The following is a 23,614-nucleotide window of genomic DNA, read 5'->3' as shown; positions in this document are numbered from 1 at the left end:
GCCGCGGCGTTGATCGGTGGCGCGCCGGGGTGCAGCCCGGGAGCGGGGCTCCACATGGCGAGCAACCAGCCCGGGCCGACCTGTGACCATGGGACGGCCGATAGCGGCGCCTCGACGCCGTGCGCCGCCATCGCCTCGGGCTCGGCGTGGGCCGTAGTCGCCAGGCTGATTGTTGCCGAGCCCGCAATCATGGCTACCAGGGCGGACGCCAGCTTGCGGCGGAGCCCGGCGCGCCGACTCCGGGGGTGTGACAGTGTTGCCATCTTCGGTTCCTTCGGTAGGAGAGTTTGTCGTTGCGCTGGGCCTCGATGCCCGGTCACGGAAAGGTTGCGGCGGACGCCTTGCGTGTTTCTTGCGCGAACCTTGCGGGGGCGCCGAACCGTCGCGACGGCTTTGCGGCAAACAGGTGCGTCGCTCGGCCGGCAGGGGAGATACTGCGTCGGTACCCGAGGAATCGAGGGCGATGGCGGTGGACTCGCGCGTCGGCACGACGTTCGGCAAATACGACATCACCCGCCGGATCGGCAAGGGCGGCGGCGGGGTGGTGTACGAGGCCTACGACACCGGCAAGAGGCGGACCGTCGCTCTCAAGGTGCTCGCCGAAGAGCTCTCAGCCAACACCACCTTCCGGACCAGGTTCCAGCGGGAGTCCCAGGCGGCGGCGATGCTGCAAGAACCGCATGTCATTCCCATCCACGACTGGGGGGAGATCGACGGCAACCTCTACATCGACATGCGTTTGGTGCAGGGACAGACGCTTTTCGACCTCATCGCGGAGGGGCCGCTGGCGCCCGCACGGGCGGTGGCCATCGTCAGCCAGGTCGCCGACGCGCTCGACGCCGCACACGCCGAAGGATTGATTCACCGCGACGTCAAGCCGCAGAACATCCTCGTCACGCCCGCGGATTTCGTGTATCTCGTCGACTTCGGAATCGCGCAGACCACGGCCGATCCCCGGCTGACCACGGTCGGCACCCAGATCGGCACGTTGAATTACATGGCGCCCGAACGATTTAACGGCAAAGTGGCCACGCCCGCCGTCGACGTCTACTCGCTGGCGTGCGTGTTGTACGAGTCGCTGACCGGGGACGCTCCGTTCGACGGCGACAGCCTCGAGCATCTGGTGGCGGCGCATCTCGCCTTGCCGCCGCCCCGGCCGAGCGCGGTGAATCGGCGCGTTCCCCCGGCGTTCGACGACGTCGTCGCCCGCGGGATGGCCAAGCACCCCGACGACCGGTACGCGACGGCGGGCGGCCTCGCCCGCGCCGCGCAGCGCGCGTTGGGAAGCCCATCGGCCGAGGGTGACCGCACGCGACCGTTCACCGCCGCCACCATGGCCTCCGGCGGCCCGACGGACCAGCTCGCCGCTGCCGAACATCGCGAGCCCCGGTCGGAAAGGCGCCGGCGGCGCTGGGTGCTACCGACCGTGATCGCGGCCGCGGCCGCCCTGATCCTCGCGGGAATCGCAGTCGCCGTCGGTGTTCTCGTCCACCCGCCGACGGGCCAGCAACAGGACCCGCCCGCGCGCGCCGTCCAGCCCCCATTGATCACCGGGCCCGACATGAGCAGCCTGCATCAGTCCTGCGACCAAGGCTTCTCGTTGCCGACGGCCACCGGCTTCGGCACCCGCGCCGGACGCGGGACACCCGAAACCTCATGCCTTTTCGCCAACAGCGTGCTGACGTCGTATTGGGCCGAATACGGCGATGCCAGCCCGCTGCCACGCGCCGTTTCCGCGCCGGGGGCTGTCGACTGCAAAACGGTGCCCGGTGCACTGTGCAACGGATCGAACTTCCTCATGCATTGTCAGCAGCACCCCGGGGAAAGCTGGATCACCTGCGTCGGGGGCAGCAGCGCGCGCGTCTACCTGTGGTGACGGCGCAGACCACACCCCAGAATGGGGTTTAACGCCGGCTGAAGGGATTGCCACCGCGATGGCCCAGAACGCTCTCCAGTTTGGCGTGTTGGGGCCGTTGCAGATGCGCGCCGACGGCACCGACCTTCCGCTCGGGCCGGCCAAGCAGCGCGCGGTGCTGGCGGCGCTGCTGATCAACCGGAACCGCACCGTCTCCATCGACTCATTGATCGACGCGGCGTGGCAGGAGCGCCCGCCTCCCGAGGCCCGGGCGAGCCTGCACGCGCACGTGTCCAGGCTCCGCCGACTGGTCAGCGGCGCCGGGGTGGATCCGGCGGACGTTCTGGTCAGTGCCCCACCGGGATATCGGCTCAACGTGCCCGATGCGGACTGCGACCTCGGCCGTTTCGCCATCGCGCAGAAGGCGGGGATCCAGGCCGCCGCCGCAGGGCGGTTCGAACAGGCCAGCGGCCACCTATCGGACGCGCTGGCCGAGTGGCGCGGACCGGTTCTCGAAGATCTGCGCGACTTCGAGTTCGTCGGGCCGTTCGCGGCCGCCCTCGCGGAGGACAGGTTGGTGACCCTGACGGCGCGGGCCGAAGCCGAAATCGCTTGCGGGCGAACGCACTCCATAATTCCCGAATTGGAGGCGCTGGTGGCCGAGCACCCCTACCGAGAACCGCTGTGGGCGCAATTGATAACCGGCTACTACGTAGCGGACCGCCAATACGATGCACTCGACGCATACGGTCGGCTCAAGAGTGCGCTCGCCGAGGACCTCGGCATCGACCCTGGCCCAACGTTGCGAAGCCTTCACCAAAGGGTTTTGAGCCAGGAGCCGCTGGACGTCAAGCACGCGGCACGCGCGACCGCGAAGCGTGCCGCCAGCACGTTCCAGTGGCGTACCGAGGCCCGGACGTCCGCCGTTGCCCACCTGCGTGACGCCACCGGACGGCGTTACCCCCTGCGAGGGGCGGCCACCAGGATCGGGCGCCTCGCCGACAACGACATCGTCCTCGACGACGACACCGTGAGCCGCTTTCACGCGGTGCTCGTCGACACCGGCAACAGCTTCGTGATCACCGATCTGCAGTCGGCCAACGGAGTCGAGGTCGCGGAGCAGCGGATCCGTACCAGCGCGACGCTGGCCGACGGTGACCGCATTCGCATCTGCGGCCACGAGTTCACCTTCCAGATCGGTGAGAGCTGATTCCGGCTAAATTAACCCGTATGGGTGGTGCGCCGTGACCGAGTCTGCGGGCGAGGCCGCCTCCGCCGCGGCGGAAGTCATGCGGTCCGACGAGGTTGCCGCCGCGGGTTTCCGGGAGTGGCTGGCCGCCGCGCAGCGGACGGGTCAAAGGGTACTGCGGGAGCCGGACGGCACCTACGTGTTGTGGCGGCGGGACGACGTCCTGGCCGCGGTGCGTGACGGCGAGTCATTCGCCAGCCGCCAAAGCGAACTGATGCCCGGCAATCCGCCGTTCGGGCCGTACCGCAAAATCATGGTCGACTTGTTGTTCAATCCGGGCAATTCGCGGGAGATGCTGAAGCCCGTACGCGGAATCATCGAAACTGGCGTGCGCGACGTCGCGACGCAACTGGACCACTGCGACGGCGCCAATGCCGCTGACTTTGCTTGGCGGGCAGCATTCGTCGCGGTTTCGGGTCTGCCGGCGGACGTCAGTCTCGAAGCGCTCAACCCGCAGCTGGTGGGCGCCGCCCGCCGTAAGCCGCGCGGTGGCGCCGATGTGATCAGCCGCCTCGCCGGCGAAGCGCTCACCGACGAAGAAGTGCTCGGAATGATCGGGTCGGTGCTGCGCGGTTTGATTTTCGCGTCGTTCGCGATGAAGGCCGGACTGGCGGTGCTGGCGCGGAGGCCCACGCTTCAGCGGGAGCTACGCGAAAACCCCGATAAGCTACGCAGTTTCATCGAGGAGCTGCTGCGGTTGGATGGCGGGGCCAAGACCGTGTCACGAATCACGAGTCGCAGCGTGACGATCGGCGAAACGACGATTCCCGGCGGGTCCCCTGTCCACCTGTGCGTCGGGCTGGTTCACCGCGACGAGGCCGATGAAATGTCGGGCCATACCTTCAAATTGGATGGCCCGCAACGGAATTGGAGTTTCGGGGGAGGACCGCACCGCTGCCCGGCGTCGCACCTCGTCCGCGATCTGCTGAGCCTGTTCTTCGAAGTGTGGCTTGCCGAGGTCCCGTTCTTCTGGTTCGACTGGGACGCCGGGGACGTCCCCAAGGCGTGGTATCCCCAGCCCTACAGCCCTGCTCCGAGCCAAATCTTCGACGGCTGGTACCCGGTTCATGTGCCGCTGCGGTGGCGAGCCGAGCGGTGAATGGGGCACAGGTGAACTGGCGCCTACCGCGCGCCAAGCCCCGCCGAGGTGTGACCTTGGAACTCGACCGCCTGCGCCAGGGCCTCGTAGCGACCCGCATGGGTCCGGTACTCCAGTGTGTCGCCACGAGCGCGCGCCAGCAACGCCTGCGAATGGAGCAGTGGTAGCTCGTAGGCCACGAAGTTCGGCTCTGTCCGAACCGCCGCCATGTCGTGGATGGCGTCACGCGCGGCCATCAGATCGGCGTCGCTGCCCCGCCGCAGCAATGCTTCGACCAGAACGCTGGTGGCCGCACCCAGGTACACCGGCGGCCCTGTCGCCCGCAGCTCGGCGATCACGCGGCGCGACAATTCAATCGCGCCGTCGATCTCCTTCGCCCGAACTTTTTCTTTCGCGATGTGGAGGTCGATGATCGGCACGGTCCCCAGGATGAATCGCTCACTCAGCGCGGCGGACCGCGCTTCGGCAAGCAGCTCGAAACCGGCAGAACGATCAGCGCCGTCCTCGGAGACGAGGGCGATTCCCCGCGCTAGCTGCGCCGCATGCACGGCGAAGTCTTCACTGCATCGCTGAGCGGTCTGCAACGCCTCCGCGGTGTCGTTCAACGCCTCGGCGTCTGCCGCCACCGCCCCGATCGAGATGCCCAACATGTATTTGAACATGACAATCGAGACGAAGGTCGTCGGGTCCACGCGGGAGAACGCGATCGCCTGGTCGAAGTCGCCCCTCCAGTTCGGTTGCCCCAGCGCGCATCGTGCCGATGCGCGCATGGCCGTCGCGAACGCCAGAGGTGAGCCGGTAAGAAGATTCCCCTTGACCGGATCACCGTCGGCCAGATCGATCACGCGCTGTGCTAGCTGCACGACTGCCGACATCTCGCACGCCTCATATTTCGCGTATATCGCGGGATAGAGCAGCGCCACCGTCAGCTCAGGGCTTCCAATGGCTTCCAGCAGTTCTACGTATTCGGATATCAAGCGCAGCGACTCACGATTGCGCGCGTGCGTCGCCTGCTGCATCAACAAACCGGCCATCCCCAACGCCAGGGGCACCTGGGTATCGGCGCTGGCGCACAGGTCGCGCAGCTCCTCCAAGTCGGCATCGGCGACGCTGCCGCCAGCCCGCCATGCGCTTCCGCACAGCAGGGCGCGAGGTGCCACACGCATCACATCCCGGTCAGGTTCGCCACCGGGCATCTGATCCGCCAGCCGTTGCGCCAGTTGCCAACTCGCGCGTGCGGCGTTGATGTCGCGGTTGGTGAACCACGTTCCGGCCCGCATGTGCCAGCCGAACGCGTCACGCAGATCTCCCGCGGCTTCGAGGTGAGCCGCGATCAACGCCGCGTTTTCATCGAGCGCCACGGCGTTGCGTTGCTCGATAGCCGCGGCCAGGCGCCGGTGAAGCTCGGCGCGTGGCTGTTTGAGCTGAGATTGATAGGCCACGGCTTGGACGAGCGGGTGGCGGAACGCATACTCGGCGCGCGGTGTGAACATGACTTGATCGATGAGCTCGGAGTGCACCAACTCGGCAAGGGCTACTTGTGATTGACCGTCGGTTTCGTTGAGCACCACGGCGAGAAGTTCAGTGCTGAAACGGGATCCGATGACGGTTGCGGCGTTGAGAACGTGCTTGGCCGGAGCCGTCAGGCGATCGATGCGGGCGCCGATAGTCGCCTGCAGGGTGGGAGGCACACTGACATCGCCGACGTCCTGTTGCCGCTGGTATGCGCCTCGCTCGCCGACGATAACCCCGCGTTCGGCGTATTCGCGCACGATCTCTTGGACATAGAAAGGATTTCCGGCTGATTGCTCGACGATGCGTTCTGCGAGCTCGACGAGTGAGGGGTCGCGGCCAATCAATTCCACGGTCATCGTCGATGCCGCTGAGCCATCCAACGGCTTCAGGTCGAACCTGTGGAAACCGGGCGTCTGCGCCAGGGCGCCCTTGTACTCCGGACGGTAGGTGACAACGACCATCGACCGTGTCCGGGGGATCACGGTCATCAAGTCGGCGAGCATCGCCTCACTGGTCTCGTCGATCCAGTGGGCGTCCTCGATGATGTAAAGCGACGGAGTATTGCGCTGAAGAGCAGCGGTTTTGAGAAGCGCGGCCAAGCGTCGCCGCCTGGCGTCCGCTGAGACGTTGGGCGACGGTACGTTGGGATCGCGAATGCCGGCAAGCTCATCGAGCAGTATCAGGTCCTCGGGGTCGGCCTGGGTGAGTTGAGTTCTCAGCGCCGCTCGGGCGGTTGCGGGGTCGAGTTCGTTCAGCCCGAATCGGTCGCGGGCGAGCCGGGCAACGACGGTGAAGGCGATTGCGCTGGCGTGAGATTCGCAGAAGGTCGAGAACACCTTCACCCCATGGCCCTGGGCCATCTTCAGCAGCTCGCGAGAGATCCGGCTCTTGCCGATACCGGCAGGCCCGGAGACGCCGACGACGCAGCCTCGGCCCTCGACCGCATCGTTGAGGGTCACCCGCAAGGCGGCGATTTCGTCATCTCGACCGACCATGGTCGATTCAATCCGCGCGGTCAGCGTCTTGCCGCGGGCCATCGCCTCCAGACGCCGAGCGGGGACGGGTTCCGCTGCGCCCTTGATGGACACCATCTGTGGATCCCCGAGCACTGCGACATGCTCGACGAGGCGGGAGGTGGCTTCACTGAGCATGACACCACCCGGGGGAGCGGCGGCTTCCATCCGCTGAGCCATCCCCACTTGTGCGCCGATTGCCGTGTAACTGGAAGGGCTGGCACCGATTTGACCGACCACCACGTCGCCGGAGTTCAGTCCGATCCGCAGCGAAAGCGCAATGCCATCGCGATCCTGCACATCACGGGCTAGCGTTGCCACCTCGGTCTGTATCTCCAGAGCCGCGATACACGCGCGGATCGCGTGGTCTTCCAGGGCGATCGGGGCGCCGAACAGCGCCATGATGCCGTCACCGGTGAACTTGTCGACCGTGCCGCCGTAGCGTTGGATGACCGCCCCGCAGCTGTTGAAAAGGTCGCCCATGACTTCGCGCAGTCGTTCGGTATCGACAATCGCGGCGAGAGCCATTGACCGCACCACGTCGGCGAAGAGGACGGTCACCTGTTTGTGTTCCGCCTGTGCGGCGACCGCCTCGATGGGGGCTCCGCAAGCATCACAAAAGCGGGCGCCGGCGCGAGGCTCGGTGCCGCACCTCCGACATGCTGACCCCGTCATGTGACCATTTCCGCGTCCTCGAGGTGGCTGCCGGTCAAGCGTAACGTCCACCGGGGCGGCAGACACCCGATCAGGAACGCGGGCGAACCGCCGAAGCGCGGTCTCGGATCAAGCGTTGTCGATAAACTATCCGCTCATGCCTGACAGGGCCGAACGTCGGAATCCCTGATTTCGATGGCCATCATCCTGGCGTACACGTCGCCTGCGCGCGGAAACCTGTATCCAATCGTCGCGTTGCTCATCGAACTTCAGCGGCGCGGTCACCGCATCATCCTGAAAACGCTCACCGAGGGCGTCCCGACCGGCCGCGAGCAGGGCTTCGAGACGACGGCGATCGATCGGCGGATCGAAGCATTGGCCATGACCGACTGGATGGCGCCGAATGGCCGTACCGCCTTGAGGATGGCGTTCGAGGTTTTCGTTGAACGCGCCGCCCACGAGGTCGAAGATCTGCGTGCGGCCATCGCCACGGGAAGGCCCGATCTGCTGGTGGTGGACGCGAACTGTTGGGGTGCGGCGGCGGTGGCGGACGCCGGTGCCCTGCCCTGGGTGTCGTTCTGGCCGTACACGCCGTTCCTGCGATCGCGTGGCGCACCGCCGTTCGGGCCGGGTTTGCGTCCCTTGCCCGGGCTGGTCGGCCGGCTGCGTGACGAGGCGGTCCGCCCCTTCGTGGCCGCACCATTCGAGCGTGCGTTGCTTGGGCCGCTGAGCGCGGTCCGCGCAACCGCTGGCGCCGTGACCGTCCGCACCGTCGACGAATTACTGAGGCGCGCGCCGCTGTTGCTCGTCGCAACCGGCGAGCCGTTCGAGTACGCGCACCCCGATTGGGGGCATTCCGTCGAGCTCATCGGGCCGTGCGAGTTCGACCCACCGGCCGCTCCTCCCGGGTGGCTAGAAGACATAGACCGTCCGATCGTGTTGGTGACAACCTCATCGGATCGCCAGTCCGACAGCGGATTGCCCGTTGCCGCAATGGAAGCGTTGGCCGCAGAACCGGTACACGTCGTCGCCACGTACCCGTCTGGAGTACCCGATGGCATTGCCGTGGCCGCTAACGCCACGGTGCGGGAGTTTGTGCCGCATGGGCTGGTGCTCAGCCGGGCCGTGGTCGCCGTCACGCACGGCGGCATGGGCAGCACACAGAAGGCGCTTGCGCGCGGCGTCCCCGTGTGCGCCGTGCCCTATGGCCGCGATCAGTTCGAGGTGGCCAGACGGGTCGAGGTATCGCGCAGCGGAACCCGTTTGCCGGCAAAAAAACTCACGCCAGCGAGGCTGAAAAGAAAAGTGCTGGAAGCTATTTCGATGACAACTGGGGCCCAGCGAGTCGCCGAGGGCTTCGAGGCAACGGGTGGGGTCACCCGCGGTGCGGACGTGATCGAGCGACGGCTGCTGGGCAGTCGATCCTGATGTCTGGGCGCCGCGTCAGTCCAGAACCGTGTCCCTGCGGCAGTGGCGACGACTATCCCGCGTGTTGCGGACCGCTGCACGACGGCGAGGTCCAGGCCCGAACGGCCGAGGAATTGATGCGTTCGAGGTATTCGGCGTTCGCGCACCGCAACGCCGACTACCTGTTTCGCACCTGGCACCCGCGCACCCGGCCGGCCGACGTGGCCGTCGACCCCAACATCACCTGGACCGGCCTCGACGTGCTTGACGTCGTCGCCGGCGGCCCGAACGACGATTCTGGCGAGGTGGAGTTCGCGGCCCGGTTCGAGTCGGGCGGCCGCATGGGCGCTCTGCACGAGCGCAGCCGCTTCGAGCGCCGCGCCGGCCGCTGGTTTTACCTCGACGCCGCGGCGGAAGATGTGTAGCCGGGTGTGACGTTGAGGACGACAGAAGCCCCTGACAGGAACGAGGAAGAGCCCATGTCCGCAGATCTGCCCGACACCGCCCTGGAACTGCGTTCGTTGGTGACGTCGGAGGGCACGCTCGAACTCTCGCTGCACGAGGTGCCGGTACCAGCCCCCGGTGCCAACGAGGTGGTGGTGCGTGTGGAAGCCTCGCCCATCAACCCGTCGGACCTGGGCCTGCTGATTGCCGGGGCGGACATGACCAAGGCGACGGTCGCGGGCACACCGGAGCGCCCCGTCGTCACCGCGCCTGTCGGGGAGACCAGCCTCAAAGGGCTGTCGGCTCGACTCGACCAATCGCTTCCCGTCGGCAACGAGGGCGCGGGCACGGTGGTGGCCGCGGGGTCGTCCGAAGCCGCCCAGGCGTTGGTTGGAAAGACGGTGGCAATCGCGGGCGGCGCGATGTATTCGCAATACCGAGCGGTCGACGCATCCGCCTGTCTAGTGCTGCCCGATGGTGCTACGGCCCGGGACGGGGCGTCGTCCTTCGTCAACCCGATGACGGCGCTGGGCATGACCGAAACCATGCGTCGCGAAGGGCATTCCGCTCTCGTGCACACCGCCGCGGCCTCGAACCTCGGCCAGATGCTGGTCAAGCTGTGCCAGCAGGACGGGATACCGCTGGTCAACATCGTCCGCAAGCCCGAACAAGAAGAGCTGCTGAAGTCTCTCGGCGCGACCCATGTGCTCAACTCGACGTCGCCGTCGTTCGCGACCGATCTCGTCGAGGCGCTCAAGGCGACATCGGCCACGCTCGCGTTCGACGCCACGGGTGGCGGAACGCTGGCGAGCCAGATCCTCAATGGCATGGAGGAGGCGGCCAATTCGACCGCGGCCCAGTACTCGCGCTACGGGTCGAGCGTTCACAAGCAGGTGTACATCTACGGCGCCCTCGACACCGGCCCCACCGTGCTCAACAGAAACTTCGGAATGGCTTGGGGTGTGGGCGGGTGGCTGCTCACCCCGTTCCTGCAGAGCGCGGGCGCCGAGACGATCCGCCGGCTGCGTGCCCGGGTCGCCGCGGAGCTCACCACGACGTTCGCGAGTAGCTATACCCGCGAGGTATCGCTCGCGGGCATGCTCAAACCCGAGGCGTTCAACGCATACCTCAAGCGAGCCACCGGAGAAAAGTTCCTCGTCACTCCGCATGCGTGAATCACGGCTAAATTACCGGTATGCGCGTCGTTCGCCTGGTCGGTGTGATTCTCACGATCCTCGCGGTGGGGCTGCCGGTGGCGAACCCCGCCGCCGCGCAACCCCCGTCCAAGCTCGCGGATCACATCACCGACAACACCGGGGCGCTGGCCGCCTCAGACCGGGCCGCGGTCAGCTCGGCGATCGAGCGGCTCTACCACGATCAGCGCATTTGGCTGTGGGTCGTCTACGTCGACAACTTCAACCGATATAAGCCCGATAACTGGGCCGAACGCACCCGTAGCGAAAGCCGGCTGGGCGACCACGACGCGCTGCTCGCCGTGGCCACCAACACCAAGCTGTACACGTTCACCGTGCCGCCACGCAGTCTCACCGCAACCGAATTAAGCGACCTGCAGCGCAGCAAAATTGACCCCGCGGTGGCCACGAAAAATTGGGCGGGTGCCGCCGTCGCCGCGGCCGACGGGCTGGACAAATCGGCGAACTTGCCTGAGCCGGCAAGCCCATCGAAGCGGCCGTGGCTGCCGATCGTCATCGTCGGTGTCGCCGTGGTCGTCGTCGCGGCACTTTTCCTGTTCTATGTGGCGCGCCGGCAGCGCCGACGCGCCGCCGTCAGCGCTGGGCAGGGAAGTATTGAGGGGCAGTCGTTGGCGCAGGCCTTGACCACCGCGGATGCCAGAATGCGCCAGATCTCCGACTACGTCGCCAGCCATCGCCAGAGCATCGGCGCCAAGGCGCAGGCCCGATTAGAGGAAGCCAAAGGGCATTTGGCGGCGGCGCACGCCCATGAGGCAAGCAACGCCGCCGACGCGATTGCGTACGCCAACAGGGCTTCGACGCTGGCCGCTGAGGCCCAGTCGTTGGCCAACGCCGACGTGCTGGCGGCGCACCGCCCGAGACGGCGATGATCGGTGACCGCCTAGGCGGCGGGCACGGTTGAGGCCACGACGCTAGCGCCGTCGAAGACGAATTTGCGCGCGGGACGGCGCAGTGGCTCGATGGTGCCGTCCGCGTGGGCGATGACGCCGCCGCCGGACGGGATGCCGAGCCCGGCGGCCGCCCCGTTCAGGCCTTCAATGGCCCGCGACAGCCGCCCCCACCCGGCCCGCTCGTCGTGCACGTCGATGGCCATGGGGACGAGGTCGAACCCATCGAGCCGCTCGGACACGGCGGATTCCGGCGGATCGACAATTGCGTAGCGTCCGAGCTGGACTGCTCCGGCCGAAATGCCCACCAGAATCGCCCCTTTGGCGTGCCGGTCCAGAATCACCCCCTTCATCCCCGTCTTTTCGATGGTGTTCCAGCCGAGACGCACGTCGCCGCCAGCGAGGACGATCAACGCGGCGTTCTCGAGGTAGGCGCGGTCTTGCGGGCCGAATGACGACGCGATCATGCGCCGGTCGGTGATGCCGACGGCATCCATCGCCGCCTCGAAGATTTCGTAGTACTCCGGACGATCTCCGTTGGAGGCACCGATGTAGGCCGCGGTAACCGTTGTGCCGCAGGATAGTCCATCGAGGGCTGCATCGAGGATCAGCCGGTCCCGCCGTCTCCAGAAGAGCAGCTGGCTGTCCGCCAAGAGATAGAGCGGTTGTTGTTGCGGGACTGTATCAGTCACCGACGGGCCTGGCCGCGGTGATCTCGTCGAACCGCGCCAGCGCAGTGTCGAGGTCGTCTTGGTCGAAGATTTCGCAGCGATTAATCCGATCACCCTCGATGGTCTGGACCTCAATCCCTCGCCACTCGGCGTCAAAGCCGTCGTGTGAAACACCCTGGGCCACATGGGAGCAAACCATGCCCGCATCAGTCAAGCGATGCACGGCCACTATCCGGAAGGTCAGGTCTGAGGTCAACTGCCACAGCGAACGCAGGGATGCGTTTAGGCCACCTTCCTCGAACATCCCGGGTCGTCGGTGATCGACGTTCACCCAATCCGGTGTCGTCGGAAACAGCTCGCGCCGGTTCATCGAAGCATAAGAACCCGCGATGATCTCCCACGTCCGCCCGTGGGCGGCCGCCTCACCGGCGAGGTACCGCGCATCGAGTTCTTCGAAGGCGGCGTCCATGTCATCGGGGTCGAACAGGACGCGGGTCGCAATCCGATTTGCGGCGTCGAGTTCGACGACGCAGAGCAGCTCGACGTTGAAGTCTTCGGGCCCTTCGTCCAGAGAGAATCGCGTACGTCTGAGGAGAAGTCGTTCGCCGCGGGTCGCAATGACGGTCGATGTGACGTGGGTGACCCCGATCTCGGAAAGGCTTCGCATGTTGGCGACATCGGAATCTCGACCTCGCCGAATGCCGGCGTTCACGGTCCGCCGGCGGTCGTCATTGGCCACGTCATCAGCCAGGATAGTCCCCAGGGCGGTCCAGTCACCTGCCGCGATGTACCCCCAGAACTGTTGATCGGCAAGGGTTGCCGCGTTTTCCAGCCGCCGAGCATCGGGTTGCAGCTCCTCGAAGCGCGCGAGCGCGGCGTCGAGGTCTTCTTCGTCGAACATCTCGCAGCGGTTCATCAGGCCGTCGTTGAACGTGTACAAAATGGTCTCGCGCCACTCCGCGTCGAAACCCTCGTGAGAGGTCCCATATCCGCTGTGCGTAATGACCGCTCCGACGTTCGTCAGCCGATGCACCGTCTCGATATACATTTTGAGGTCGGGCGCGATCTCCCAGGTGGCCTGGACGTACCTGACGATGTTGCCTGGTTCGAACGTGATCCCGCGTCGGTGGTCCATGTTGACGAAGTCCGTTGAGATAGTGGGTATCTCGTGCCGGTTGAGGGTGGCATAGGCCTCAACCATCAGCGACCAAGTGTGCGCGTGGTCGGCCGCTTCGCCTGCGAGGTAACGACTTTCGAGTTCGACAAAGGCGGCGTCGATGTCGTCGGGATCAAAGAAGACGTGTGCTGAAATTCGACATTCCGTGTTGATCTCGGCGACTCCCAGCATGTCGATGAAGAATTCTCCGCGCTGTGAGTCGGGGCTGAAGGATCGGATGAGAACGAGGGCGAGACGCTCCCCGCGAGTCGCGATGACTCTCAGTTCCACTTGGGCAAGACCTTCAGCCAGGGCTTGCATGTTCGCCAAAACGGCGTCACGACCATTCCAGAAGCCGACATTCACGACGCGACGGCGATCATCGACGTAACTGTCGTCAGCCAGGACTTGCGCCGCGGCCACCCAGTCGCGAGCTGCCGAGTGTGCGAAGAGCCGGTCTTCTGCTCGACTTGCCGCATTTTCTAGGGTCGGCATCCGCCGGCTGAGCTCGTCGAAGCGGGCGAGCGCGGCTTCGAGCTCCGTCTCGTCAAAGACTTCGTATCGGCTGAGCCGGTCACCTTCGAAGGTGAAAATGGTGATCGTCTGCCACTCGGCATCGAAGCCGTCTTGTGAGGTCGCTGTGACCACTTGGGTTGCGACGGCCCCCAATTCGGTCACTCGATGCACAGTCTCTACGTAGGCGTGCACCTGCGGGAGAAGGTCCCACCCGGCGCGAACGGATGCGGCAAGGTCGGCTCCTGCGATTGTCACGCCGCGACGGTGGTCGACGTAGACCACGTCCGGCGTCATTGCGGGAGGCTCGTGCCGATTGAATTGAGCGTGGCCTTGCGTGACCAGCGACCACACGCGCGCATGGGTAGCCGCTTCGCCGGCGATGTACCGGGTTTCGAGTTCCGCGAAAGCGGCGTCGAAGTCGTCGGCGTCGAATATGGAGTGAACGATCATCCGGTTGTCCCCGTCGATCTCCACGACGCCGATCATGTCCGCGCTGATCTCACCCGGCTCGAGCCCGTGGGCGGAGGACCGAATGCGGAAGAGGGCAAGCCGTTGCCCACGAATCGCGAGGAGGGTCGAGTCAACACCCTCGAAACCGACCTCGGCGACGGCCCGCACGTTTGCGAGGTTCAGATCTCGCCCGCGCAGTTCACCGGAGTTGACAACCCGGCGGTTGTCATGCGACACGACGTTCTCGGCGAGTATCTCGGCCATCGCTGCCCAATCTCGCGTCTTTAGGGAGCTCCAAAACCGTTCACTCACTTGGGTTGCCGCATTGTCCAGGCGCCGCGCCCGCGGTTGCAGTTCTTCGAACCGGGCGAGTGCGGCGTCGAGGTCGGTTTCATCGAAGATCTCGGAGCGGCTGATCAAATCACCCTCGACAATTGAGATGCCGATCTCTCGCCACTCGGCCTGGAAGCCGTCGCTCGACGTCCCTTCTATCATCCGAGTGACTACCGCACCGATGTCAGTCAACCGATGCACGATTTCGATGTAGGCGTTGAGCCCCGGAGCGAGCAGGTCCCGTGAGGCTTCGAGGTACGCCTCCAAATTGCCCGGTGGGAACGCTATTCCCCGTCGGTGGTCGATGTTGGTCCAGTCCGGCGTCGTCGACGGTAGCTCGCCACGATTGACCGCGGCATACGCCTCTGCGATGACCGACCAAGCGCGGGAAGACCCAGCTGCCTCTCCGACGATGTACCGCGCCTCGAGCTCGGCAAAAGCCGCCTCGACGTCGTGGGCGTCGAACAGGACCTGAGCCTTCATTCGGTCGTCAGCATCGATCTCTGCGATGCCGAGCATTGCGTTCTCGAACTCTCCATGCGTCAGGCCGAGGTTGGAGGAACTGATACGGGTCAGGGCCAGGCGCTCACCGCGGATCGCGATCACGGACCATGCGATGTTGGCCCCACCTACGCCGATCGCGCGGATATTTGCGATCACGACATCGCGACCATCCCAACGCCCGCCATTAACCACGCGACGGCGATCGTCGACGCAGGCGTCGTCGGCCATGGTCTGGGCTATCGCTGTCCAATCGCGGGCCTGGACATTTGCGAAGAAGCGGTCAGCAACTCGTGTCGCCTTATTCTCCCGCCGCACCGTCGGACGGTGAAGTTGTTCGAATCTCTCGATCGCGGCGTCCAAGTCTGTCTCGTCGAAGAGTTCACACCGGGTGAGTCGATCTCCTTCAACGGTGAGAAGTTGAATCATGCGCCACTCGACGGCCAGGCCGTCGTGTGACGATCCTTGCGAATCGATGGTGACCACTGCTCCGACGGTGTCGAGTCGGTGCACTGTTTCGATGTCGACCCGGAATTCCGGCGTGAGATCGAAGAAGTTCTGCAGAGCCGGGGTCAGCTCGCCGGACGCGAATGGCGTGCCCCGCCGGTGGTCGACGATCGCCCAATCCGCCGTGGGCAGTTCATGGTGGTTGAACATCCGGTAAATCGCGGTGATCACCGACCACGCGCTGGCATGGGCGGCCGCCTCACCGGCGAGATAGCGAGTTTCGAGCTCCTCGAAGGCGGCCGTGACGTCGTCGAAGAAGACGGCCGCGACGATTCGGTCGTCGGCATTGATCTCAAGGACCCCGAGCGCCTCCGTGAGGAACGCATCCGGCCCTTGCTTCTGGTCCGCAAAGCACAGACGCATGAGCGCAAGGCGCTCTCCGCGTATCGCCATTACAATCGGCGTCACGTTTCGCGTCCACAGGTCGCCGACCGTCTGCATGTCCGCGATTTGGGCATCGCGACCCTGTTGGATTCCCGAGCCCACCACCCGACGGCGATCGTCGTTGGTGAAGTCTTCGGCCAGCATCTCGGCCATGGCGTCCCAATCGGCCGCCGCGAAGCGGGCCAGGTACCGCATACCGACTCGGCTAGCCGCGTTCTCCAACCGGGGCGTGGGCTGGTTCAGCTGATCGAACCTCGCGATCGCGGCAGCCAGGCTTGCCTCGTCGAATACTTCGGTGCGGTTGATCAGGTCGCCCTCGACCGTGATCACGCTGATCACCCGCCATTCGGCGTGGAATCCTTCTCGCGAGGTCTCATGTGCGACGTGCGTGATGACGACACCGCGATCGTTCAGACGGTGCACCCATTCGATGAAGCACCTCAGATCAGACTCCGAACTCCATGCGGCGCCCATCAGCGCAGCCATTTCACCGGGTGCAATCGACGTACCGCGCCGGTGGTCGATGTTCACCCAATCCGATGTCGTCGCAGGCATTTCGCGCCGATTGATCGACGCAAAGCTGCGCGTGATGGCCGACCAGGTCTGCGCGTGTGCCGCCGCTTCGCCGGCGAGATACCGCGCGTCGAGTTCGGCGATTGCGGCGTCAAAGTCGTCGGGGTCGAAGAAGACCCCCGCCGCTATCTGATCGTCCGCATTGACCTCGATGAGGTACAGCAGTTCGCTGCCAAACTCTCCGTGACGCAGGTCCTGGTTCGCGGAACGAATATGACGAAGGGTGAGCCGCTTCCCGCGGGTCGCGATGTCGACTGACGTGATGTATGCACCGATTTGGGCGAGGGCGCGCATGTTTTCGATATGGACTTCTCGGCCGTGCAAGACCCCCGCGTTCACGATTCGCCGGCGATCTTCCGTGCGCACGTCGCTGGTGAGCAACTCTGCCATGGCAGTCCAGTTGCGGGCTGCGAAGCAGACCCAGAATTGCTGGTCCGCTTGGCTGGCCGCATTTGCGAGCCGTGCCGCCTTAGAGTGCAATTGTTCGAACCGCGCGATCGCGGCATCGACGTCGGTTTCGTCGAAAAGCTCTGTGCGGCTGATCCGGTCGCCGTCAAACATTACAACGTCAACGACCTGCCACTCCGCGTCGAAACCCTCCGGCGAGGTGCCAATGGCCACGTGTGTAACCACCGCACCAAGGTTGCTCAACCGGTGCACGGCCGCCATGTAGATTCGGGACTGTGGCGAGAGTTCCCAGCTAGCAACCAAATATGCGCCCAGATCACCCGAACCGATTGAGGCGAGTCGTCGGTGGTCGATGCTCGTCCAGTCTGGCGTCACGGGCGGGATTTCCCGCCGGTTCAGCACCGCGAAGGCCTCGGTGAGCAGGGACCAGGTGTGTGCGTGGGCGGCCGCGTCGCCGGCGAGATAGCGCGCGTCGAGCTCCGCAATGGCGGCGTCAAAGTCGTCAAGGTCAAACACGATTCGCGCCGACACCTTCCCGGCGGCGTTGAGCTCGAAGACGTCGAAGACATCGGTGTGGAATGCCTCCGGCCCCGTGTCGCGACCCCAGGTTTGGCTACGGCACAGTGCCAGGCGGTCACCTCGGACGGCGATGACATCAGACGTCATGGTCTTGACGCCGATCCGGACCGTTGCCGACATCTCTTCAAGAATGGCCGCACGGCCCTCTCGTATACCGGAATTCACCGTTCGGCGACGGTCGTCAAGGCGGATTTCGTCGGCCATAACGGCGGACATCGTGTCCCAATCACGGGCCGCAAAGACGGATTCCAGGCGCTTGTGCATTTGGCTTGCCGCATTCTCGAGCTGCAATGCCGGTTGGCTCAGCTGGTCGAAGCGCGCGGTCGCGAGGCCAAGGTCTTCCTCGTCGAATAACTCGCAGCGGTTGAGCAGCTCACCTTCGACAGTCAGCAGGGCGAGTTCCCGCCACTCGGCTTCGAAGCCCTCTTGGGACGTTCCCCGCGTTACATGGGTGACAAGCGCTCCGCCGTCGGTCAGCCGATGAACAGTCTCAATGTGTGTCGTGCCATCTTGTGCGAGATTCCAAGCGGCGCGAACATATGCGATCAGCTCACCCGCCGCGAACGCCGTCCCTCTGCGATGGTCGATGCTCCCGAAGTCCGCTGTGGTGGCTGGCATCTCGTACCTGTTGAGCGTGGCGTATGCCCGCGTTATCACCGACCACGTGTGCGCGTGGGTGGCCGCTTCACCGGCGAGGTACCTGGCGTCGAGCTCTGCGATGGCGGCGTCGAAGTCCTCGAGGTCCAACACAATGACCGCCGCGATCCGCCCTTCAGCGTCGACCTCGATGATATTGAAGGCGTCGTTTTGGATCGTCTCGGGGTCGCTGCCCGACGCGCGCATACGCAAGAGCGCGAGGAACGCGCCCCGGGTCGCTGGAACCTGGACGATCGTCAGCGAGAAGCCGACGTCGACCAACGCCCGCACGTCTTCGATCCCCGCACGGCGCCCATGTCGCAAACCGGCGTTCACCACGCGCCTGCGGTCGTTGTAGAACAAATCGTCGGCCACTATTGCGGTGATAGCGTCCCAGTCGTGGGCCGCCAACAAACGCATCAGGCGCTCGTAGGTTTGGCTGGCGGCGTTTTCCAGCCGTGGTGCAGACCGACTGAGCTTGTCGAACTTTTCGATCGCGGCGTCGAGGTCCGTCTCTTCGAAAACCTCTACTCGACTGATCATTTCGTCGTCGACCAGCATCAGGTCGACCCCGCGCCATTCCGCCGTGAAGCCGTCGCGTGACGTTCCATGTCCCGCCCACGTGAAAACGGCGCCGCGGTCGTTGAGGCGATGCTCTGTTTCGACATAGATGTCGAGCTGTTGGTCGAGATCCCAGCCTGCACGGATGTATTCCAGACCCTCACCGGGCGCAAACGTCGCCACCCGACGGTGGTCGATAGTCACCGCATCCGGTGTTGCGGCCGGCAGTTCGCGTCGATTGTGGGCCGTGAGAGCCCCGGTTACTACCGACCACGTGCGGGCGTACGCGGCGCCTTCACCGGCAACAAAGCGCGCGTCGAGCTCGTTGACCGCGGACTCGATGTCTTCGAGGTCGAACGTGACGACGTTTGCGATCCGGTTGTCGTCGTCGATCTCGACGACGTTGAGGGCGTCGTTTTCAATGGCCCCGGGGTCGCGGCCGGAAGCGCGAACGCGGGCGAGCACAAGTCGGTTGCCGCGGATCGCGACGGCTCCCACCATCGAGATCGTGAAACCGACTTCGGCGGCCGCCTGCAAGTCTCTGACCACCTCATCGCGACTGTGTTGTGTCTCGGCACTGACGACCCGTCGGTGATCTATGCCGACATAGTCATCGGCCACGAGTTCAGCCATGGCGCGCCAGTCGCGGGCCGCGAAGTGCTTCCACTCGTCCTCGAATACGCGCGTTGCCGTGTTTTCCAATCGCCGCGGAATCGGGTGCTCCGCCTGGAACTGGGCGTCAAGCTCGGCCATTGCTGCGTCGAGGTCGTCGACGTCGAACCATATCTGCAGCGCGATCAGACCCGACTCGTTGATCCCGTAGACCTGGAGCAATTCGTCTCGCGGCGCCCCAGGGCTCGCGTCGGAAGTGCCCGACACCAATCGACTGAGGGCCAGGTTATCGCCCCGCACCGCGAGAACCTGTGCGGTGACGCGCATGCCGGTCATCTCGAGATTGAGCCTGTTCTGATGCACCCAGTCCGGCGGAAGGTCGGTCGGCGTGAAACCCACGATCTTCCGGCGGCTCTCGAGACGCGCGTCTGGCGCAAAAAGCTGCTCGAACTCCTCCCAGGCCCCGCTATCGACGGCTGCCATCACGCGTTGACCCACTCGGACGCACGCATTTTCGGGCTCGACAACCGCGGGTTCGGACCGAGCCGCCTCGGCGGGTGGTCCGGATCCCAGAACGAGCCGCGCCCTCTCCGCCAGTGCGCCGGCTCCTTTCCGTTCGTACAACTCGACGGCGCGCTCGGCGGCGGCCCGCGCACCCGCAACGTCGCCGACCGCGCTCAAAACCGTTGCCAGCGAAAGGCACGCGTCGCCGTGATCCACCAACGCGTCGGTGCGCTCGGCCAGCGCCACGGCCTCCTCCGCGACCCGCCGTGCGGCGTCGTGATCGCCCTGCCGCGACAGCAGCCGCGCCCGAAGCGTGCGCCAGGCGATCGACGCCTTCAGCGCGTGGCCGGCGAGACGCTCACTCTCGGCGCACAATTCGGCCGCCTCGTCATCGTTGCCGAGCGCGAGGCACGTGCGGCCCAGCAGCGCCGCCGTCTCGGCGGTGTCGGCGTCGAGGCCCATGCGGCGAAAGCCGTTGTAGGCCTTGCGCAAATGGGGCTCGGCCGCCAGTGGCTCGTCTACGACCAACTCCACGATCCCGGCGAACTGCTCGACCTCCATCAGGGCATGGCGCAGCCCGAGCTCGCTCACGGTGCGACGGGCCGAGTCGATCATTCGTCGCGCGGCCGCGGCCCGTCCCCGGAAAGCCTCCAGCACCGCCTGGCAGCGCGTCGACGTCGCCTCGACCGCCGGCGAGTCGGTGGTGATCCGGAGCAGCCGCACCACGTCCAGACACCGGCCGCCTGCGCGCGGTACGGGGTTCGGGCCCCACAACGCGGCCAGGGGTGCGTTAGCCAGCACCGCGTTCACCCGGCGGTGTTCACGTGCGCGCCGCGCGGCCGTGAGGGCCTCGTCGAGGGCGATCTCGCAATCGCCGATTCGCCCGAGCCGGGCGAGGCATCCGGCACGAACGGTGTGCGCCTTGGCTTCTCCGGCCGCGTCGCCCAGTTCCGCCAGTTTGTCGGCGGCGGCGCCAACCGCCGCCTCGACCTCGTCGAGTCGTTCCGGATGGATCAGCATCGAGAGTTGACCGTCGAAACATGTCGCCCAGGCCGCAAGGTGGGGTGAACCGACTGTGTCCGTTTGCAATTGGGTGACGGCGTTGGCCGCCGAAGTCACGTCGCCGGCGGCCAGCAGGGCCTCGCAGCGCGTGATCAGCAGCGCGGCGACTTGATCGTCGCGGTCGGGCAGCTCCTCGTCGATCTCTTCCAGTGCGTGCAGCGCCCGGTCGTAAAGGTCGGCGGCGCCTTCGTAGGCGAGGCGCGCCATCGCCTGGTCCGCCGCGCGCCGGCAGTATTCGACCGCCTTCGCCGCGTTGCCCGCCCACGCGCATTCGAAGTAGTGATAGGCCAATTCGGCGAGCAGCTCGTCGTCGGCGCCGGGCTCGTCCTCCAATGTGGTGGCGATGCGCTGGTGCAACCGCATGCGCCGCACCGACGGCAATTCGGCGAGCAGCGACTGGCGGACGATCGCGTGGTTGAACCGGTACCGACCCCCGGCCTCTTCGATGACGATGCCCGCCTTGCACGCCTCGTCGAAAGCGTCGACCAGGTCGTCTCCCACCACGCGTTCCACCAGTTCCAGTGCGAACCGGCTCCCGACCACGGCGGCCGCGGCCAGCGCCTTGTTCGCCTCGGCCGGCAGCCGCGACAGGCGCCGACTCACCGCCTCGCGCACCCCCTGCGGCAGCGTGCTCTGGTCCCACCGGCCGCCGCTCTCATCTACGTGGCGCAACGCCTCGATGAGGAAGAACGGATTGCCGCCCGTGACGGTAGCCAACGCCCGAGCCAATTCTTCGTCGTTGTAACCCGCCTCCGCGACATAAGCCGTCACGTCCTCCTCGTCGAGCCCGCTGAGCGCTAAGCGGTTCGCCGTGCCGTCGCGATGGAGGTCGGCGAGCATTGCCGCCAGGGGATGGGAGCGGTCGAGGTCCGTGCTGCGGTAGGTGCCGATGATCTGCACGCGCGCGTGTTCGCCAAAGCGCAGCAGATGCCGCAGTAACAACAGCGTCGGTTTGGCCGCCCAATGCAGGTCGTCGAGGATCAGCACGACCGGCGCGCTCGCCGAGGCCATCGCCAACAGCCCGACCACGGCGTCGAAGAGCGCATAGCGTTCGGTGTCCGGGTCGGCGCGAGTCGGCGCGGACACGTCGGGAAGGACGTCGATCAGCCCGGGAACCAGTGTCAGCAAGGCTTCCACACCCCGCAGCCCGCGAAGCGCGCCCGCGCCTAAGCACGGCACCAACGACCGCAGGGCCTCCGCGAACGGCTGGTACGGCGCACCGAGGTCCTCGTCGCACCGCCCGTAAATAACCAGGGCGCCTTGGTCGTAAGCCTGCCGGGACCATTCGCCGGCCAGCCGCGTCTTGCCGACCCCCGGTTCGCCGGCGATCAGCATGGCGTTGGTGCCGCCGGCGAGTGCGGTGTGCCATGCGGCCGACAATCGCTCGAGCTCGTCGCCGCGCCCGACGAACGGCCCGCGGCCGCCGAGCACCGCGGGCAGGCTGGGTCGTTCCAGAGGCGCTTCGGTCGGGGTGTCTTCGCCAGGCTCCTCGGCGGCGTGCAGCCGGAGCTCGAAAACGTGTTCCGGACGCGCGAGGTTGCGCAGCTGGCGGGTTCCCAGGTCGGCGAGCACCACGTCATCGGGCAGGGAGTCGATGACGAGCTCCGCGGTCGCACCGGAGCACAGGATCTGGCCGCCGGCGGCCAGCGACCTCAGGCGGGCGGCGCGATTGACCGCGCGGCCGAAGTAGTCGCCGTCGCGAAGCTCGACCTCCCCGGTGTGCAGGGCCACCCGAATTCGCATGGGCTCCCGTAGCGCCCACGGCTCGTGGACGATCGCATCCTGGAGCTCGATCGCCGCGGCCGCGGCCGCCGACGGCCGCTCGAAAACCGAGAACGTGGCGTCGCCCTCGCCGCGGGTCTTGATCAGCCGCCCTCCCCGGGAGGTGACGACCTGCTCGACGAGTTCGTCGTGTCGGGCCAGCGCCACCGCCATGGCCTGGGCGTCGGCCTCCCACGCGGCCGTGGAGCCCTCGATGTCGGTCAACAGGAACGTCACGGCGCGTGTCACCGACGAGAACTGTTGTGCCGCAGGCGTTTCCAGCGCAGAGTCCTGTGCGACGATCGCGGCCTCCAGCCGGCGAAGCTCCGGGCCGGGGTCCACCCCCAGTTCGTCGGCGAGCAGCGCCCGCGCACGCTGATAGGCGCCCAGCGCTTCGCCTTGCCGGCCGGCGCGGTAGAGCGCGAGCATCAGCTGGCCCCAGCGCCGCTCGCGTAGCGGCGCGTCGGCCACCGCCGCTTCGAGCTCGCCGATGATCTCCGCGGCCCGGCCCGTCGCCAGCAGCGCATCGGCCCGATCCTCCACCAGGGCGGCGTGGCCCTCGATCCACCGCGTCTTCTCCGAGGTTCCTCGCCGGCCGTCGGGCAGCTCGGGCGTTCCCCGCCACAGGGCGAGCGCCTCCTCGAAGCGGGCCACCGCCTGGCTGTGATCACCGGCCGCGGCGGCGTCGCGTCCCAGCCGGGCCGCCGACTTGTAACGCGCGGCGTCCACCTGCGTCTCGGCCAGGGTCCAACCCGCGCCCGCCGTCAGCACGAAGCCGTCGCCCAGGGTGCGCCGCAGGGAGGAGATGTGGGTTTGCAGGGCCTTGGCCGCAGTGCGTGGCGGATCCTCGCCCCAGAGCAGTTCGACCAGCGTCTCGGCCGCGACGACCGAACCACCGTGCAGCCCGAGCATCGCAAGGATCGCGCGAGGCTTGGCGCCCGGGATGGCGACGGGCGCCCCGCCTTGCCGGACCTGGAGAGGCCCCAAAACCCCCAGTTCCACCGATGGAAGGTTACTCACATCGACCATCGTCGGTGGGGCAATTCAATGCATGGTCAAGATC

General features: G+C 66.2%; 10 protein-coding genes and 1 pseudogene. 7 read left to right on the top strand and 4 right to left on the bottom strand.

Annotated elements, in window-relative coordinates; genetic code table 11:
* Positions 1-263: pseudogene (locus tag A5680_RS25895) on the bottom strand (hypothetical protein); the annotation flags it as partial.
* A gap of 200 nt (positions 264-463) precedes the next feature.
* Between A5680_RS25895 and A5680_RS19985 the strand changes: the two are divergent.
* The 3 genes from A5680_RS19985 (at position 464) to A5680_RS19975 (ending at position 4,203) form a co-directional block, all read left to right on the top strand.
* Positions 464-1,876, top strand: a complete 1,413-nt coding sequence (locus tag A5680_RS19985) for a serine/threonine-protein kinase (RefSeq protein ID WP_067822418.1) — start codon at positions 464-466, stop codon at positions 1,874-1,876.
* A 58-nt stretch (positions 1,877-1,934) separates the two neighbouring features.
* Positions 1,935-3,065 carry a BTAD domain-containing putative transcriptional regulator gene (locus A5680_RS19980; RefSeq protein ID WP_067822415.1) on the top strand — a complete coding sequence of 377 codons (1,131 nt, stop codon included), beginning with the start codon at positions 1,935-1,937 and terminating at the stop codon, positions 3,063-3,065.
* A 211-nt stretch (positions 3,066-3,276) separates the two neighbouring features.
* Positions 3,277-4,203 carry a cytochrome P450 gene (locus A5680_RS19975; RefSeq protein ID WP_156675182.1) on the top strand — a complete coding sequence of 309 codons (927 nt, stop codon included), beginning with the start codon at positions 3,277-3,279 and terminating at the stop codon, positions 4,201-4,203.
* 23 nt (positions 4,204-4,226) lie between these two features.
* On the opposite strand, the gene A5680_RS19970 is transcribed toward A5680_RS19975, so the two are convergent.
* Positions 4,227-7,406, bottom strand: a complete 3,180-nt coding sequence (locus A5680_RS19970) for an adenylate/guanylate cyclase domain-containing protein (RefSeq protein WP_067822409.1) — start codon at positions 7,404-7,406, stop codon at positions 4,227-4,229.
* A gap of 174 nt (positions 7,407-7,580) precedes the next feature.
* Here A5680_RS19970 and A5680_RS19965 point away from each other — a divergent pair, with 174 nt between their 5' ends.
* The 4 genes from A5680_RS19965 to A5680_RS19950 are packed head-to-tail and all read left to right on the top strand — an operon-like array spanning position 7,581 to position 11,319.
* A complete protein-coding gene (locus tag A5680_RS19965) occupies positions 7,581-8,813 on the top strand; it encodes a nucleotide disphospho-sugar-binding domain-containing protein (protein WP_067822407.1) in 1,233 nt (410 codons plus the stop codon).
* A complete protein-coding gene (locus A5680_RS19960) occupies positions 8,813-9,217 on the top strand; it encodes a YchJ family protein (RefSeq protein WP_067822404.1) in 405 nt (134 codons plus the stop codon). Before A5680_RS19965 ends, A5680_RS19960 begins: the two co-directional genes overlap by 1 nt.
* Before the next feature lie 54 nt (positions 9,218-9,271).
* The gene (locus A5680_RS19955) at positions 9,272-10,411 is read left to right on the top strand and encodes a zinc-binding dehydrogenase (protein ID WP_067822401.1); all 1,140 of its coding nucleotides are present in this window, start codon (positions 9,272-9,274) and stop codon (positions 10,409-10,411) included.
* A gap of 20 nt (positions 10,412-10,431) precedes the next feature.
* Positions 10,432-11,319 carry a TPM domain-containing protein gene (locus A5680_RS19950; protein ID WP_067822398.1) on the top strand — a complete coding sequence of 296 codons (888 nt, stop codon included), beginning with the start codon at positions 10,432-10,434 and terminating at the stop codon, positions 11,317-11,319.
* Positions 11,320-11,330: 11 nt separating this feature from the next.
* Here the strand turns inward: A5680_RS19950 and A5680_RS19945 are convergent, their stop codons facing one another.
* Both A5680_RS19945 and A5680_RS19940 read right to left on the bottom strand, forming a co-directional pair.
* Positions 11,331-12,029 carry a Type 1 glutamine amidotransferase-like domain-containing protein gene (locus A5680_RS19945; protein WP_067822395.1) on the bottom strand — a complete coding sequence of 233 codons (699 nt, stop codon included), beginning with the start codon at positions 12,027-12,029 and terminating at the stop codon, positions 11,331-11,333.
* A complete protein-coding gene (locus A5680_RS19940; RefSeq protein WP_067822391.1) occupies positions 12,022-23,553 on the bottom strand; it encodes a BTAD domain-containing putative transcriptional regulator in 11,532 nt (3,843 codons plus the stop codon). The genes A5680_RS19945 and A5680_RS19940 overlap by 8 nt, the downstream gene beginning before the upstream one ends.
* Positions 23,554-23,614: the final 61 nt, after the last annotated feature.

The organism is Mycobacterium sp. E2989, from assembly GCF_001667595.1.
Lineage (GTDB): Bacteria > Actinomycetota > Actinomycetes > Mycobacteriales > Mycobacteriaceae > Mycobacterium.
This window is presented reverse-complemented; position numbering and strand designations above follow the sequence as displayed.

What these genes read in the sequence shown, in the direction of transcription:
- A5680_RS19985 (WP_067822418.1), top strand. Translation starts at nt 464, where the DNA reads ATGGCGGTGGACTCGCGCGTCGGCACGACGTTCGGCAAATACGACATC.
- A5680_RS19980 (WP_067822415.1), top strand. Translation starts at nt 1,935, where the DNA reads ATGGCCCAGAACGCTCTCCAGTTTGGCGTGTTGGGGCCGTTGCAGATG.
- A5680_RS19970 (WP_067822409.1), bottom strand. Translation starts at nt 7,406, where the DNA reads ATGACGGGGTCAGCATGTCGGAGGTGCGGCACCGAGCCTCGCGCCGGC.
- A5680_RS19965 (WP_067822407.1), top strand. Translation starts at nt 7,581, where the DNA reads ATGGCCATCATCCTGGCGTACACGTCGCCTGCGCGCGGAAACCTGTAT.
- A5680_RS19960 (WP_067822404.1), top strand. Translation starts at nt 8,813, where the DNA reads ATGTCTGGGCGCCGCGTCAGTCCAGAACCGTGTCCCTGCGGCAGTGGC.
- A5680_RS19955 (WP_067822401.1), top strand. Translation starts at nt 9,272, where the DNA reads ATGTCCGCAGATCTGCCCGACACCGCCCTGGAACTGCGTTCGTTGGTG.
- A5680_RS19950 (WP_067822398.1), top strand. Translation starts at nt 10,432, where the DNA reads ATGCGCGTCGTTCGCCTGGTCGGTGTGATTCTCACGATCCTCGCGGTG.